Below are 14,362 nucleotides of genomic sequence, written 5' to 3'. Positions count from 1 at the left end.
GATTCTGTGCTCGCCCGTCCGAACCATCGCAATTGCTGCCACGGCGGCACTTAAATTGACGTTACGGTCATCTGCTGAAATTTAATAAGTCTCAGGCTCGATGATATCGGGAAAGCGAGAGATCCGCATTGTTTCGGCGCTGCCGAACGTTGTCTCCGCCTGTTGTGCCGTGGGGTTCGCCCTCACGGCGTGCCGCGTCGGGTTCAAGATCGCACCTGCTGCAATTCGGTGACGTCGGCTGTGATCGTTCCATAGCGAGTGAAGGGAAAGGCTTCGAGCTTGACGACAGCGTCTGTCCGACCGTGATGAAGCCGATGTCCTTGTTCAAAGAATCAATTTGGAGCTCAAACGCGCTCCCAAGAAAAACCGGCGAAGCTGAAGTCCCGCTGAGCTGGTCAGCTTGAAAGCCTGCTCCGGGCGTTCTCCGCCAATTCCTGAACCCGATCTACGGGGATGCGGCCGATCAGCATGAAAGCGTGCGTCGCGTTCGACCAATAGACGACATTCATACCTTTGCGGCTTTCGAGGTCCGGCGCCGTCGACCCCTTGTCAGACTTGACGATGCAAAGCGCCATCGGCCCGGTCTCGGGGTCGAGATAGGCGATCTGGGCGAGCGCCTTACCGTCATATTGCAGCAGCAGCGCGCGTTTGAATTCGATGCCCGGGAGCGACACGGCTTCGGGGGAGAGCGACAGGCCGAGTTTTTCGTCGAGCGGGCCGAGCTGGGCGGCCTGGTCCTCCCTGCCGGGGGCGGGGCCGGCCAGGGTTTCGGCGGTATAGAGCGAAATATAGTCGGCGACCACGGCGCGCCATTCGCTGTTTTCGTCCTTTGCCGAAAAGCGTGCTCCGATGCCGATGACGGCGCGGTCGATGGCGATGCCGGCGACCAGCGAGGCGGCGAGCGCGCCGAGGAAGCGGCGGCGGCTGGCGAATGCGGGCGCGAGGCCGGATTTTGCGCTCTGCTGCGCCGGGATGGCGGCGAGCATCGCCTGCAGCTTCTCGCGCGGCGCTTCCGATAGGAGCGGGGCGAAGGCTTGCTTGAAGGGCAGGCTGGCGCGCGCCAGGAATTCCAGCCGCTCGGCGGTGCTCTCGTCTTCGTTCACAATGGCTTCAATGCGCGCAGCCTCTTCAGCCGTCAGCTCGCCGTCGATGAAGGCGGTCAGGTCCTCGTCGGAGGGAATGGTGTGTTTCGTCGTCATGGCCGTCCCCCTTCCGGTCCGGCGTCGGAGAGCTTGGCGCGGGCCGCAGCCAGCCGGCTCATCACAGTTCCGATTGGGATATCCAATATGCCTGCAACCTCGCGATAGGAAAGTCCTTCCACATAGGCGAGGAAAACCACCGTCCTTTGCGCCTCGGGCAGCGCGTTCACCTGTTTCAGCACCTGACCCGCCATCACATGGGTTTCGGTGTCGTGCGCGCCGTCGAAGGTCAGCGTCTCCCCGGCATCGACGAAACCCTGGCCCTGGCGCACCCGGCGCGAGCGGATCTCGTTCAGCCAGATCGAGTGCAGGATCGAAAACAGCCAGCGGTCGAGCCGGGTGCCGGGGATGAACTGATCGGCGCGCTCGAGCGCGCGAAGGCAGGTCGCCTGCACCAGGTCGTCGGCGACATCGCGCTGATGCGAGAGAACGAGACCATAACGCCAGAGCCTTGGCAGATTTTCCGTCAGGCCGCTCCTGATATCCGCTTCGCTCGCGATGGCCGCCTCCGCCAATCCTGCATCCCTCGAAACCGCCGGATGAACCGGCGATTCCATTCTCGCGCGACTATAGGCAGGAAAATGGGTGCGCGCGACCGACATTCTTACATCCCTTTCGTGCTTCCGTTTTCCCGCCCCGTGGCCTACCGATCAGATCTTCGAGGGATCAAGGATTGCAGCATTCAGATCCTGATATTCCTCGCAGCCGGTGCCGCAGATCGCCTTGATTGACTTCAGCTGGTCCTTGGCGAGATCGAGCTGACCCTTGATGACATAGGCTTCGCCGAGATATTCGCGGACCTTGGCATATTGCGGGTCCATCTTCACCGACTGTAGATAATAGGAGATGCCCTCGTCGGTGCGGCCGAGCTTGCGGGTGGCATAACCGCGATAGTTCAGCACTTCGGCGGTGTTCTGATCCTTGACCGTGTCGAGCACGGCAAGCGCCTCCTCGTAGCGGCCGGCCTTGGCCAGCGAATAGGCATAGTCGGCGCGGTTCTCGTCGGAGACGTTGGCGCTCTGCTGCTTGACGCATTTCTTGGTCTTCTGGTCGTAGATCTCGCCCTTCTTGCAGGTGGGCGTTATGCTGCTATCATCGCCGATCGCAAAAACCGGGCCGGAGACAACAGAAGCGGCAAGGCAGCCGCCGAGAATGATGGAAGCGATGCGGGCTGTCATGATCGTCATGGGGAAACTCCTCGAAAGTGACGTTGCGACGAGAGAACACCGCTGCATCCAGCTTTATTCGGCTGCCGCTTGCATTTCTTTCTTCACCCTTTCGTGAAGCTTCAGAGCTGAATAATTTGGGCGTCTGCGTGTTTTCCTTCGTTCCGCCGGAGGGACAAGGAGAATTCTGTGACCGACACCGTCAAACTCGTCAGCCTGGCCATTGCCACACCCGAACATGTCATTTTCCAAAAACAGGCGGTCGAAGCCTCGGCCCGGTTGTTTGCCGACCGCTTCGAGGATTTCCGCCATCTTGCCCGCGTCTTCGATAGCGCCGGTATCGACAAGCGCCATGCGGCGCGGCCGCTTGCCTGGTTCGACGAGCCGCATGGCTGGCAAGACCGGATGCAGGCCTTTGCAGAGGTGGCCGGCGGGCTTTTCGTCGAGGCTGCCAGCTCGGCCCTTCGCCAGGCAGGCCTTGAAGCCGGCGATGTCGACTGTGTCGTGACGGTCTCCTCCACCGGTTTTACGACACCGAGCCTCGATGCACAGCTTGCCGGCCGGATGGGTTTCAGATCCGATATCGAACGCGTGCCGGTCTTCGGGCTCGGCTGTGCGGCCGGCGTGTCAGGCTTTGCGATCGCCTCAAGGCTGGCGCGGAGCCGGCCGGGCACTGTTGTGCTTTTCGTCTCGATCGAGCTTTGCACGCTGGCCTTCCGGCTGGACGAACTGACGCGGCCGAACATCATCGCAACAGCGCTTTTCGGCGACGGCGCTGCCGCCTGCGTGCTGCGATCAGGCGAAGATGGGCTGGCGGAGGTGGAATCGACCGGCGAGCATCTCTTTCCCGACACGCTCGATATCATGGGCTGGAAGATCGATGACGGCGGCTTCGGCATCGTACTGGCGCAATCGCTGCCGCCCTTTGCCGAAAAGGAACTCGGCCCGGCGGTAAAGGCCATTCTGGCCCGCAACGGGCTGAGGGTGGAGGATATCGACCGCTTCATCTGCCATCCCGGCGGCACGAAGGTGCTGGCCGCAATGGAGAGCGCGCTTTCGATGGTCCCGGGCACGCTGGATCACGAACGCGCCGTGCTGGCCGAATATGGCAACATGTCCTCGCCGACAATCCTGTTCGTGCTGGAGCGGGCAATCCGCGCCGGATTGCCGGCGCGCTCCGCGATGATCGCCATGGGGCCTGGCTTTTCGGCGAGCTGCGTGACGCTCAGGAGGGTCGCATGATGTGGCCGTCGATCGCGCTCCTTGCCTTCGTGACGCTGCAGCGGCTGGCGGAACTCGTGCTCGCCCGGCGCAACACGGCGGCGCTTCTTGCCAGAGGCGCCACGGAGGTGGCACCCGAGCATTATCCCGTCATGGTGGCGCTGCATGCGAGCTGGATCATCGGCCTTTGGCTCACTGCACCGGGCAGGCCGGTCGCGCTCTTCTGGTTTCTGGTGTTCATGGGGCTGCAGGTGCTGCGGCTCTGGGTGCTGGCGACGCTGAAAGGCCGCTGGACGACGCGTATCATCGTCCTGCCCGGCGCGTCGCTGGTCAGATCCGGGCCGTATCGCTTCCTCCGCCATCCGAACTATGCGATCGTCGTTGGCGAGATCGCCGCCCTTCCCCTCGCCTTCGGCCTGCCGTTTTACGCGATCGTCTTTTCCCTTCTCAACGCGCTTATCCTCTATGTCCGCGTAAAGGCTGAAAATGCCGCACTGAAAAGCGCAATGATTTTGAAATGAATGCGATTTTCCGTTTGCGTCGCGGTATCGGCGCGGGCATTTTCACCGCGTTAGACAAAGCGGAATGCAAGCGGAAATGACGAAAAACGCAATCGTGCTCGGCGCCGGCATCGTCGGGGTTTCCACGGCCATCCATCTTCAGCGGCGCGGCCGGCAGGTGACGCTGATCGACCGCAAGGATCCGGGCAACGAAACCTCGTTCGGCAATGCCGGCCTGATCCAGCGCGAAGGTGTGGCACCCTACGGCTTTCCCCAGCAGCTCGGGCTTTTACTGCGTTATGCTCTGAATAATCGCATCGACGCGCATTATCATCTGCGCACACTGCCGAGCCAGATCGCCTTTCTCGCTCGCTACTGGAGGAATTCCAATGCGCGTCGCCACGCGCTCATCACCCGGGCCTATGCACCGCTGATCGAAAATTCGGTTGTCGAACACAAGGATCTGATCGAGGCGTCGCAGGCCGAAGGGCTGATCCGCAAGGACGGCTGGATAAAAATTTTCCGCACTGAAGCCAAGCGCGATGGGGCTTTTGCGGAGGCAGCACTTTGGCAGAATGAATTCGGCGTGGAGTATGACAGCCTGACTCCGGCCGATATCGCCCGCATGGAACCTCATATGACCTGCGATTTCGCCGGCGGTATCCGCTGGCGCGATCCCTGGTCGGTGCTCGACCCGCATGCGCTGACATCGGCCTATCGCCGCTATTTTGAAAGTATCGGCGGCCGTTTCGTGACGGGTGACGCCGCCTCGCTCGGTCCGTTCGGCTCCGGGTGGAAAATCATGACTGCGGAAGGTCCGCTGGAAGCCGACGATGCTGTAATGGCGCTCGGCCCCTGGGCGGCCGTTGCGACGCGCCGGCTCGGCTACTCCTTCCCGCTCGGCGTCAAGCGCGGCTATCACATGCATTATGCCGCCGAGGGCAGTGCCGTGCTCAACAACTGGACATTGGATGCCGAACGCGGCTATCTCCTTGCGCCGATGCGCCGAGGCATCCGCCTGACGACAGGGGCGGAGTTTGCAACGCTCGACGCGCCGAAGACGCCGGTCCAGCTTGACCGCGCCGAAGCCGTGGCGCGTACCATCTTCCCGCTCGGAGGCAGGCTCGATCCCGAACCCTGGATGGGGGCGCGCCCCTGCACGCCGGATATGATGCCGATCATCGGCAAGGCGCCGCGCCATCAGGGCCTGTGGTTTGCCTTCGGCCATGCCCATCACGGGCTGACGCTCGGGCCGGTGACCGGCCGCGTGCTTGCCGAACTCATCACCGGCGAGACGCCGTTCATCGATATCGCGGCCTATTCGCCGCAGCGTTTCAACCCGTAACGCCGAGACTTGCGAGGCCTTCGAGGGCTGTTGCCGTAATACCGTCCACCGTGTCGTCGATATCGACGGTGACGACGCCCGGCTCGCCTGTGGGTACCTCAAGTGTCGCCAGCTGGCTGTCGAGCAGCGAGACAGGCATGAAATGTCCCTTGCGCTCGCCCATACGCTTCATCAGCAGCGCCCTGGAACCTTCGAGATAGACGAAGAACAGTTTGCCGCCGGCAGCGGCCCTCAGCCTGTCACGATAGAGGCGCTTCAGCGCCGAGCAGGAAACGATGATGCCCTTGCTCTTCTCCAGCGAGGCCTTGATGTCTTCGCCGATGCGGTCGAGCCAGGGCATCCGGTCCTCATCGGTCAGCGGAATGCCCTTCGACATCTTCTCGACATTGGCGGCCGGATGAAGCGCATCACCTTCGACGAAGGCCAGGTGCAGGGCTTCGGCGAGTTTCTCGCCGACAGAGGATTTGCCGCAGCCGCTGACCCCCATGACAATGATCGCATGAGGTCTGTTCATCTGCTCCGACATGATTTCCTCCTCAAACCTGCGTTCCCGCTCAATCGAGCGGGAAATGACAGGCATATTGATGTGCGCCTTCCCCAGTTAGTTCGGGAGAAACCTGGCGACAATGGTCCTGCGCCTTCCAGCAGCGCGGATTGAAGTGGCAGCCCGACGGCGGCTTCAGCGGCGAAGGCAGTTCGCCCTGCAGGCGGATGCGGGTCTTTTCGCGATCGGGATCGGCGATCGGCGTCGCCGACAGCAAGGCTGCCGTATAGGGGTGGCGCGGCCTGGCGAAGACCTCGGCGGCGGGACCGGTTTCCACGGGACGGCCGAGATACATCACCATCACCTCGTCGGCGATGTGATGGACGACGGACAGGCCGTGCGAGATGAAGAGATAGGCAAGCCCCATCTCCTTCTGCAGGTCCATCAACAGGTTCAGCACCTGCGCCTGGATCGAGAGATCAAGCGCCGAGACCGGTTCGTCGAGCACCAGTACCTTCGGCCGCAGTATCAGGGCGCGGGCAATGGCGATGCGCTGGCGCTGGCCGCCGGAGAACATATGGGGGTAACGGCCATAATGCTCCGGACGCAGGCCGACGCGCGCCATCATCTCCTCCACCTTGCGGCGGCGGGCGGCGGCGTCGAGATTGGTGTTGATCTTCAGCGGCTCTTCGAGGATCGAGCCGACCTTCTGGCGCGGGTTGAGCGAGCCATAAGGGTTCTGGAAGACGATCTGCACCTGGCTGCGCAGGCTGCGATCGCCGACATGGGCGGGCTTGCCGTCGATCAGCAATTGCCCCGATGTCGGATTCTCGATCATCGTGACCAGGCGGGCGAGCGTCGACTTGCCACAGCCGGATTCGCCGACGACGGCGAGCGTCTTGCCGGAATGGAGGCTGAAGCTGACGCCGTTCAGCGCCTTGACGGTGGCGTCGGCTTTGAAGAGACCGCGGTTGACCGTGTAGAAACGGGCGAGATCCCTGCCCTCGAGAACAGCGCCCGTCATACGAGATCTCCTGCAGTTTCAACGGCCATGACGCCGGGATGTCCGAGCGGCTTGCCGTCCTTCAAAGGATAGTTGCAGAGCGCCAGTCCGAGCTCCGGTCCCTGGCGGACGACACCGCGATCGCATTCGACCGTGGCGAAGCCGCAGCGCGGCGCGAAAAGACAGCCTGTCGGGCGACCATGCTGGCCGGGAACGACACCGGCGATCGAGGGAAGACGCTGGCCGACTTTGGCGCGTTCGGGGAGGGCTGCGAGCAGAGCTGCGGTATAGGGATGATGCGGATCGCGGAACAGTGCCCTCACCGGCTGTTCCTCGACCTTCTGGCCGGCATATTGCACCTGCACGCGTTCGGCGGTTTCGGCGACGACACCCATATCGTGGGTGATCAGCACCAGCGCCATGCCCTGCTCCTTCTGCAGGCGAACGAGCAGATCGAGGATCTGTGCCTGGATCGTCACGTCGAGCGCGGTGGTCGGCTCGTCGGCGATCAGGAGCTTCGGATTGCAGGCGAGCGCCATGGCGATCATGACGCGCTGGCTCATGCCGCCCGACATCTGATGCGGGAAGTTCGACAGCCGCTCTTCCGGCGCCGGAATGCCGACGAGGTTCAAGAGCTCGATCGAGCGTTGGCGGCGCTCCTTGCGGTTGAGACCCATATGGAAGCGCAGGGTCTCGCCGAGCTGGAAGCCGACCGTGAAGCAAGGATTGAGGCTCGACATCGGCTCCTGGAAGATCATCGCCATATCCTTGCCGACGATCCTGCGGCGCTGGCGGGCGGAGATGTCGCGAAGGTCCTTGCCGTCGAACTGCATCCGGTCGGCGGTGATCTTCGCCGTCCAGGGCAGAAGCCCCATGAGGGCCAGCATGGCAACGGATTTACCCGAGCCGGATTCGCCGACGACCGACAGGATCTCACCCTTGTCGCAGGCAAGCGACACACCGTCGACGGCGCGGAAGAGACCGGAAGAGGTCTGGAATTCGACCGTCAGATTTTCAATCTCGAGGAGTGGCATCACGACCTCTTCAGTTTGGGATCGAGCGCGTCGCGCAGGCCGTCGCCCATCAGGTTGATGGCGAGAACGGTGATGAGGATGGCAAGACCCGGAAACGTCACCACCCACCAGGCGCGCGAGATGAACTCACGGGATTCGGCCAGCATGGTCCCCCATTCGGGTGTCGGCGGCTGGGCGCCCATGCCGAGAAAGCCGAGGGCGGCGGCATCGAGAATCGCCGCCGAGAAGGCGAGCGTCGCCTGAACGATCAGTGGCCCAAGACAGTTCGGCAGGATCGTCTTGAACATCAACCGGAAGGTGCCGGCACCGGCGACCCGCGAGGCGATGACATATTCCTTCTCGCGCTCTGAAATGACCGAGGCGCGTGTCAGCCGGACGAAATGCGGCTGGTTGACCAGCGAAATCGCGATCATCGCGTTGGTGAGACCGGGTCCCAGCACGGCCACCAGAACGAGAGCGAGCAGCAGCGACGGGAAGGCCAGGATGATATCCATCAGGCGCATGATTGCGGTATCGACCTTGCCGCGGAAAAATCCGGCAACGAGGCCGATCAGGACGCCTGAAATGACCGAAAGCGTGACGACGACGACGCCGATGAACAGCGAGAACCGCGCGCCGTAGATCAGGCGCGAAAGGATATCGCGGCCGACGGCGTCCGTTCCGAGCGGGAAGGAGGCGCTGCCGCCCTCCATCCAGGCCGGCACGGCCAGCAGCACCGCACGGTTCTGCTCGTTCGGCGCATGCGGCGCAAAGAGCGGCGCAAGGACTGCGACGACCAGGATGATGGTGAACACCACGAGGCCGATGACGGCGCCCTTGTTGCGGGAGAAATAATGCCAGAACTCCGCAAGAGCGGATGGCTGGCCGGTTTTGACGGTGACCGTGCTCATGAACCGCTCCTAATGACGAATGCGCGGATTGATGAAGCCGTAGAGAACATCAACAATCAGATTGACCAGCATGATGACGCCGGCGATCAGCAGAAGACCACCCTGGACCACGGCATAATCGCGCTTGAAGACCGAATCGACCATCCATTTGCCGATGCCCGGCCAAGAGAAGATCGTCTCGGTGAGGATGGCGCCGGCAAGAAGAACGCCGATCTGCAGACCGATCGTGGTGATGACAGGGATCATTGCATTGCGCAGCGCATGCACGCCGACGACGCGTAGCGGCTTCAAGCCTTTCGAGCGCGCGGTGCGGACATAGTCCTCACCCAGAACCTCGAGCATCGCCGAACGCGTCTGGCGCGCGATGACGGCGAGCGGGATGGTCGCCAGCACGATGGTCGGCAGAATGAGGTAGCTGACGGCCGAGGCGAAGGCTCCCTTCTGCCCCGACAGCAGGCTGTCGATCAACATGAAACCGGTAACCGGCTTGAAGAAATACATCAGCGAGATGCGGCCGGAAACCGGCGTCCAGCCGAGATAGCCGGAGAAGAAGATGATGAGCAGCAGACCCCACCAGAAAATCGGCATGGAATAACCGATGAGGGCAACACCCATCACGCTCTGATCGAACCACGTGCCTCGCTTGACGGCCGCAAAGACGCCGGCGGGCACGCCAAGACAGACGGCGATGATGATGGCACAGAGCGAAAGCTCCAGCGTTGCCGGGAACAATGTGAAGAACTCGCCGAGAACGGGCCGCTTGGTGACGATCGAGGTGCCGAGATCGCCTTGCAGCACTTTTCCGAGATAATCGAAATACTGCACATATATGGGCCGGTCGAAGCCGAGATCGTGCATGATCTGGGCGTGGCGTTCCGGCGCCATCACACGTTCACCCGACAAAAGCATGACGGGGTCGCCGGGGATCATGCGGATGAACGAGAAGGCTATCAGCGAAACGCCAAGGAATGTCGGGATCAGCACCGCGAGGCGGCCGATGAAAAAACGCAACATAGCAGGTTTTCCAATAGTTTCCGGCGGTCAGGGGAACCTGACCGCCGGCCGCACCCGGCGTTGACCGGGCAGTTTACAGATTTTTTATTATTCGGAAATGTCCACACCGTCGAAGCGGTGAATTCCGAGCGGGTCCATGAAGAATCCCGAGACCTTCTTGCTCATCGGAACGAAGACCAATGAGTGGTCGAGCGTATTCCAGGGAGCTTCCTTCTTGAAGATCAGCTGAGCCTGCTCATAGGCCTTCGTGCGCTCGGCGACGTCGGCCGTCAGCTTGGCCTTCGTCATCAGATCGTCGAATTCCTTGTTGCACCACTGAGCGCGGTTGTTGCCGCCGACAGCATCGCAGCCAAGCAACGTATCCATGAAGTTGTCAGGGTCGCCGTTGTCGCCGGTCCAGCCAAGGATGACGGCACCGTCGCGATTCTTGTCGGACGAGAGCTTCAGATATTCGGCCCATTCATGGGTGACGATTTCTGCATCGACACCGACCTTGGCCAAGTCGGCCTGCATCAATTCAGCGGCGCGGCGCGCGTTCAACATGTACGGACGCGAAACCGGCATCGCCCAGATCTTCATCTTCAGATCCTTGACGCCGGCATCTGCCAGCATCTTCTTCGACGCATCGGGATCGTACTTGTCGTCTACGACGGCATCATTATAGGACCACATCGTCGGCGGGATCGGGTTCTTGGCAACAGCTGCGGCACCCTGGAAGACGGCGTCGACGATCGCCTGCTTGTTGATCGCCATGTTCAGCGCTTTGCGGACTTCGGCCTTGTCGAAGGGAGCAATCAAGGTGTTGTAGGCGAGATACGAAACGTTCAGGCCGGCCTGCTCGAGCACGGTCAGGTTCTCGTCCTTCTTGAGTTCGGAGACGTCGGCCGCATTCGGATAAGGAATGAGGTGGCATTCGCCGGCCTTCAGCTTCTGCGCGCGGACGGCAGCATCAGAGGTGATCGCGAAAACCAGATCGTCGATCTTTTCCTTGCCCTTGAAATAGGTTTCGTTCGCCTTGTAGCGGATGACGGCATCCGGCTGGTAGGCGACGAAGGTGAACGGGCCGGTGCCGAGCGGCTGCTGGTTGAGCTGCGCCATCTTGCCGTCGGCGGCAAGCTTGTCGGCATATTCCTTGGAGACGATCGAGGCGAAGTCCATGGCGAGATCGGCGAGGAACGGCGCTTCGGGATGATTGAGGACAAACTTGACGGTGAGGTCATCGACCTTCTCGATCGACTTGATCAGCTCGGGAAAGCCCATGCCGGCGGCGTATTCGTAAGAGCCGCCCTCGACATACTTGTTCCACGGATTGTCAGCCTTGAGCTGACGCTCGAACGAGAAGATGACGTCGTCGGCATTGAAGTCACGCGTCGGCGTGAAGAAGTCGGTGGTCTGGTACTTGACGCCAGGATGAAGCTTGAAGGTGTATTCCGTGCCATCGGCCGAAACGCTCCAGCTGTCGGCCAGGCCCGGCTCGATCTCGGTCCCGCCATGCTTGAATTCGACGAGACGGCTATAGACCGTGCGCGACGACGCGTCGAAGGTCGTGCCTGCCGTATAGAGGCTGGGGTCGAAGCCTTCCGGCGAGCCCTCGGAGCAATAAACAAGGGTCTTGGACCAGGCCGACGTCGCCATGACGGAAATCAAGGCCGTCGCTGCCAGCAGGACAGAGATCTTTTTCATAATATTGTTTCCCGGTTGTTCTTTTTTGATGTTTGGAGACCGTAGATTGCCATCTCGATCGACGCTCGATGGAACGATATTTATTTACTGAAAGCAACGGGCTACGCAGAAAATTTTTCCAGCTGGACAATTTTAGAAATTTTCCGTCAAAAATCAGCCTCATTCGGAAATATTCGCACAAAAAAGACCGAAATTTTGTCGCATTTGGTATAAAAACGCGCCCATCGCGACACACAGCCGGCATTTCGCCGTTCCGGAGGCCATGAGAGATGCCCGCAAAAACAAAAACCGCGGTTGCTGGGGGCAACCGCGGTTCAGAAGTTCATCCTGGTCTTTTGATCAGGCGGCGGGGGCAACGATCGCGGGTTTGCGATAGGCGGGCTCGCCGGTGATTCCGAGAAGGAAGTTGATCTGCGGACGCGCCTTGACGAGGTCGTCGATGGAATATTCCGAAAGTACCGCAAAGAAAGCGTTGAGCGCCTTGCGCAGCGCCGAATTCAAACCGCAGCTGTCGACCAGGGGGCATTCGACCTCGCCGTCGTCCTCGAAGCATTCGGCCATGGCGAAACTGTCTTCCGTCACCCGAACGACGTCGAAAAGACTAATATCGGCAGCCGGTTTGCCCAAGCGCACGCCACCGTTGCGACCGCGCACGGTTTCGACCAGACCCGCCTTGTTCAGCGGCTGAAGGATCTTGAAAAGAAAGAGCTCGGAAACGCCATAGGCCCTGGCGATTTCCGGAATCCGGCTCAAGTGCCCGTCGTTGGCAGCACAATACATCAACATGCGAACCGCATAGTTCGTCTGCTTCGTCAACCGCATGCCATTCTCCTGACTCGTCTGTTCAGACCTATATAGGCGGTTTGCTAGTTTTGAACAATTCCAAAATATGAAATTCGCATTCAGCTTATGAGGCCATTTGCCGCGAGGTCAATCCCGCTCCAGGATGCTGATGTAATCGAGGATGGCTCGCCTGGGCTCGGGCATGCCTTGCACATCAGTTTGACCTCGGCACTGGGGGAATAGGAGATGTCGAGCAGACCGCGCCCTTGTTTCAGGACATCCTCGACGCCGGACCGATATCGCCGGCAATCAGCATGACGAGGAAAGATTCGGGAGCCAAAAGGCTCCCGAATTACAGATTTCAGATTGGAATGTCGTGAAGATCACTTCATCGTCGGCATGACGAATTCAGCGCCGCTCTTGATGCCCGAGGGCCAGCGGGCGGTGACGGTCTTGGTCTTCGTCCAGAACTTGATCGAATCCGTGCCGTGCTGGTTGAGGTCGCCGAAGCTCGAGGCCTTCCAGCCGCCGAAGGAGTGGTAGGCGAGCGGAACCGGGATCGGGACGTTGATGCCGATCATGCCGATATTGATGCGTGAGGCAAAATCGCGGGCGGCATCGCCGTCACGCGTGAAGATGGCGACGCCGTTGCCATATTCGTGCTTCATCGGCAGCGACAGCGCCTCCTCGTAGTTCTGGGCACGAACGACGGAGAGGACAGGTCCGAAGATCTCGGTCTTATAGATATCCATGTCAGGCGTGACGTGATCGAACAGGCAACCGCCGACGAAGTAGCCGTCTTCATAGCCCTGGAGTTTGAAATCGCGGCCGTCGACGACGAGCTTGGCGCCTTCCTCGATGCCGCGGTCGATCAGGCCGCGAACACGGGTATAGGCTTCCTTGGTAACGAGCGGGCCCATGTCGGCCTTGTCGTCGGTATAGGGTCCGATGCGCAGGGATTCGATCTTCGGCGTCAGCTTTTCGACGAGGCGGTTGGCAGTCTCCTCGCCGACCGGAACGGCAACAGAGATCGCCATGCAGCGCTCGCCAGCCGAACCGTAGCCTGCGCCCATCAGCGCGTTGACGGCCTGATCCAGGTCAGCATCCGGCATGATGATCATATGGTTCTTGGCGCCGCCGAAGCACTGGGCGCGTTTGCCGTTCATCGCCGCGGTGCCATAGACGTAGCGGGCGATCGGCGTCGAGCCGACGAAGGAGACGGCGCCGATATCGGGATCGGTGAGGATCGCATCGACGGCACCCTTATCGCCATTGACGACGTTGAGGATGCCGGCCGGCAAACCGGCCTCGATCATCAGTTCGGCGAGACGGATCGGCAGGGAGGGATCGCGCTCGGAGGGCTTCAGGATAAAGGCGTTGCCGCAGGCGATCGCCGGCGCAAACATCCACATCGGGATCATGCCCGGGAAATTGAAGGGCGTAATGCCGGCGCCGATGCCGACCGGCTGGCGGATCGAATACATGTCGATCGCCGGCCCGGCGCCTTCGGTAAACTCGCCCTTGGCGAGATGGGGAATGCCGCAGACGAATTCACAGACTTCGAGGCCACGGATGACGTCGCCCTTGGCATCCTCGATCGTCTTGCCGTGCTCCTTGGAGAGGATTTCGGCAAGCTCATCCATATGCTTGTTCAGGAGTTCGACGAATTTGAAGAAGACGCGGGCGCGGCGCTGCGGATTGGTGGCGGCCCATTTCGGCTGCGCAGCCTTGGCGTTTTCAACCGCGGCGCGCAATTCCTCGACGCTTGCGAGCGCGACCGTCGCCTGGACTTCGCCGGTTGCCGGATTGTAGACGTTGCTTACGCGGCCGCTGGTGCCGGCAACCTGTTTGCCGCCGATGAAATGACCGATCTCACGCATGGGTGTTCCTCCTGTTTTTGGATGGCCGACAATCGCACTTCAATTTGCACAAATCAATGCGCTGATATAAGCAACCGTTGTGCGCAAATTATAGCTCTATCGTTGCATCAGGCGCTGCCGCTGCTTTCAAACTTGGCACGGCACGCCAACAAGTCAAACG

At 61.0% G+C, this 14,362-nt stretch carries 14 protein-coding genes; 3 read left to right on the top strand and 11 right to left on the bottom strand.

The features are described from left to right. Nucleotides 1–395: 395 nt before the first annotated feature. Genes RL_RS04135 through RL_RS04125 form a run of 3 tightly spaced genes read right to left on the bottom strand, consistent with a single transcriptional unit; the run spans nt 396 to nt 2,386 of the window. Nucleotides 396–1,199: an anti-sigma factor family protein gene (locus RL_RS04135; protein ID WP_011650537.1), complete on the bottom strand. Its 804-nt coding sequence runs from the start codon at nt 1,197–1,199 to the stop codon at nt 396–398. Next, complete coding sequence (locus RL_RS04130; RefSeq protein ID WP_011650536.1) at nt 1,196–1,801, bottom strand: RNA polymerase sigma factor; 606 nt, start codon at nt 1,799–1,801, stop codon at nt 1,196–1,198. The genes RL_RS04135 and RL_RS04130 overlap by 4 nt, the downstream gene beginning before the upstream one ends. Nucleotides 1,802–1,849: 48 nt before the next feature. Then, nucleotides 1,850–2,386 carry a tetratricopeptide repeat protein gene (locus tag RL_RS04125; protein WP_011650535.1) on the bottom strand — a complete coding sequence of 179 codons (537 nt, stop codon included), beginning with the start codon at nt 2,384–2,386 and terminating at the stop codon, nt 1,850–1,852. Between the two features lie 168 nt (nt 2,387–2,554). Between RL_RS04125 and RL_RS04120 the strand changes: the two genes are divergently transcribed. The 3 genes from RL_RS04120 to RL_RS04110 all read left to right on the top strand — a co-directional run bounded on the left by RL_RS04120 (nt 2,555) and on the right by RL_RS04110 (nt 5,431). Further along, entirely contained in the window at nt 2,555–3,607 is a 1,053-nt protein-coding gene (locus tag RL_RS04120; RefSeq protein ID WP_003545656.1) for a type III polyketide synthase, read from the top strand. Continuing rightward, nucleotides 3,604–4,107, top strand: coding sequence for an isoprenylcysteine carboxyl methyltransferase family protein (locus RL_RS04115; protein WP_011650534.1), 504 nt, complete (start codon nt 3,604–3,606; stop codon nt 4,105–4,107). Before RL_RS04120 ends, RL_RS04115 begins: the two co-directional genes overlap by 4 nt. A gap of 76 nt (nt 4,108–4,183) precedes the next feature. Then, nucleotides 4,184–5,431: an NAD(P)/FAD-dependent oxidoreductase gene (locus RL_RS04110; protein WP_011650533.1), complete on the top strand. Its 1,248-nt coding sequence runs from the start codon at nt 4,184–4,186 to the stop codon at nt 5,429–5,431. Here RL_RS04110 and RL_RS04105 read toward each other — a convergent pair. The 8 genes from RL_RS04105 to RL_RS04070 all read right to left on the bottom strand — a co-directional run bounded on the left by RL_RS04105 (nt 5,421) and on the right by RL_RS04070 (nt 14,202). Next, nucleotides 5,421–5,960, bottom strand: coding sequence for a gluconokinase (locus RL_RS04105; RefSeq protein WP_086935575.1), 540 nt, complete (start codon nt 5,958–5,960; stop codon nt 5,421–5,423). The genes RL_RS04110 and RL_RS04105 overlap by 11 nt on opposite strands. A gap of 25 nt (nt 5,961–5,985) precedes the next feature. Continuing rightward, entirely contained in the window at nt 5,986–6,939 is a 954-nt protein-coding gene (locus RL_RS04100; RefSeq protein WP_011650531.1) for a peptide ABC transporter ATP-binding protein, read from the bottom strand. Further along, a complete protein-coding gene (locus RL_RS04095) occupies nt 6,936–7,952 on the bottom strand; it encodes an ABC transporter ATP-binding protein (RefSeq protein WP_041936176.1) in 1,017 nt (338 codons plus the stop codon). The genes RL_RS04100 and RL_RS04095 overlap by 4 nt, the downstream gene beginning before the upstream one ends. Then, entirely contained in the window at nt 7,952–8,842 is an 891-nt protein-coding gene (locus tag RL_RS04090; protein ID WP_003545650.1) for an ABC transporter permease subunit, read from the bottom strand. Before RL_RS04090 ends, RL_RS04095 begins: the two co-directional genes overlap by 1 nt. A gap of 9 nt (nt 8,843–8,851) precedes the next feature. Continuing rightward, nucleotides 8,852–9,856: an ABC transporter permease subunit gene (locus RL_RS04085; RefSeq protein ID WP_003545649.1), complete on the bottom strand. Its 1,005-nt coding sequence runs from the start codon at nt 9,854–9,856 to the stop codon at nt 8,852–8,854. Nucleotides 9,857–9,943: 87 nt separating this feature from the next. Beyond that, the gene (locus RL_RS04080) at nt 9,944–11,539 is read right to left on the bottom strand and encodes an ABC transporter substrate-binding protein (RefSeq protein WP_003545648.1); all 1,596 of its coding nucleotides are present in this window, start codon (nt 11,537–11,539) and stop codon (nt 9,944–9,946) included. A 339-nt stretch (nt 11,540–11,878) separates the two neighbouring features. Further along, entirely contained in the window at nt 11,879–12,361 is a 483-nt protein-coding gene (gene rirA, locus RL_RS04075; RefSeq protein ID WP_003545647.1) for an iron-responsive transcriptional regulator RirA, read from the bottom strand. A gap of 344 nt (nt 12,362–12,705) precedes the next feature. Next, nucleotides 12,706–14,202, bottom strand: coding sequence for a CoA-acylating methylmalonate-semialdehyde dehydrogenase (locus RL_RS04070; protein ID WP_011650529.1), 1,497 nt, complete (start codon nt 14,200–14,202; stop codon nt 12,706–12,708). Between the last annotated feature and the right edge of the window lie 160 nt (nt 14,203–14,362).

The organism is Rhizobium johnstonii 3841 (assembly GCF_000009265.1).
Lineage (GTDB): Bacteria > Pseudomonadota > Alphaproteobacteria > Rhizobiales > Rhizobiaceae > Rhizobium > Rhizobium acaciae.
The sequence above is the reverse complement of the archived record's forward strand: the minus strand, read 5'-3'. Positions and strand labels throughout refer to the sequence as shown.

Bases quoted from the DNA above. Each gene is read 5' to 3' on its own strand.
- RL_RS04135 (WP_011650537.1), bottom strand. From the start codon at position 1,199: ATGACGACGAAACACACCATTCCCTCCGACGAGGACCTGACCGCCTTC.
- RL_RS04130 (WP_011650536.1), bottom strand. From the start codon at position 1,801: ATGTCGGTCGCGCGCACCCATTTTCCTGCCTATAGTCGCGCGAGAATG.
- RL_RS04125 (WP_011650535.1), bottom strand. From the start codon at position 2,386: ATGACGATCATGACAGCCCGCATCGCTTCCATCATTCTCGGCGGCTGC.
- RL_RS04115 (WP_011650534.1), top strand. From the start codon at position 3,604: ATGATGTGGCCGTCGATCGCGCTCCTTGCCTTCGTGACGCTGCAGCGG.
- RL_RS04110 (WP_011650533.1), top strand. From the start codon at position 4,184: ATGACGAAAAACGCAATCGTGCTCGGCGCCGGCATCGTCGGGGTTTCC.
- RL_RS04100 (WP_011650531.1), bottom strand. From the start codon at position 6,939: ATGACGGGCGCTGTTCTCGAGGGCAGGGATCTCGCCCGTTTCTACACG.
- RL_RS04095 (WP_041936176.1), bottom strand. From the start codon at position 7,952: ATGCCACTCCTCGAGATTGAAAATCTGACGGTCGAATTCCAGACCTCT.
- RL_RS04090 (WP_003545650.1), bottom strand. From the start codon at position 8,842: ATGAGCACGGTCACCGTCAAAACCGGCCAGCCATCCGCTCTTGCGGAG.
- RL_RS04085 (WP_003545649.1), bottom strand. From the start codon at position 9,856: ATGTTGCGTTTTTTCATCGGCCGCCTCGCGGTGCTGATCCCGACATTC.
- RL_RS04080 (WP_003545648.1), bottom strand. From the start codon at position 11,539: ATGAAAAAGATCTCTGTCCTGCTGGCAGCGACGGCCTTGATTTCCGTC.
- rirA (WP_003545647.1), bottom strand. From the start codon at position 12,361: ATGCGGTTGACGAAGCAGACGAACTATGCGGTTCGCATGTTGATGTAT.
- RL_RS04070 (WP_011650529.1), bottom strand. From the start codon at position 14,202: ATGCGTGAGATCGGTCATTTCATCGGCGGCAAACAGGTTGCCGGCACC.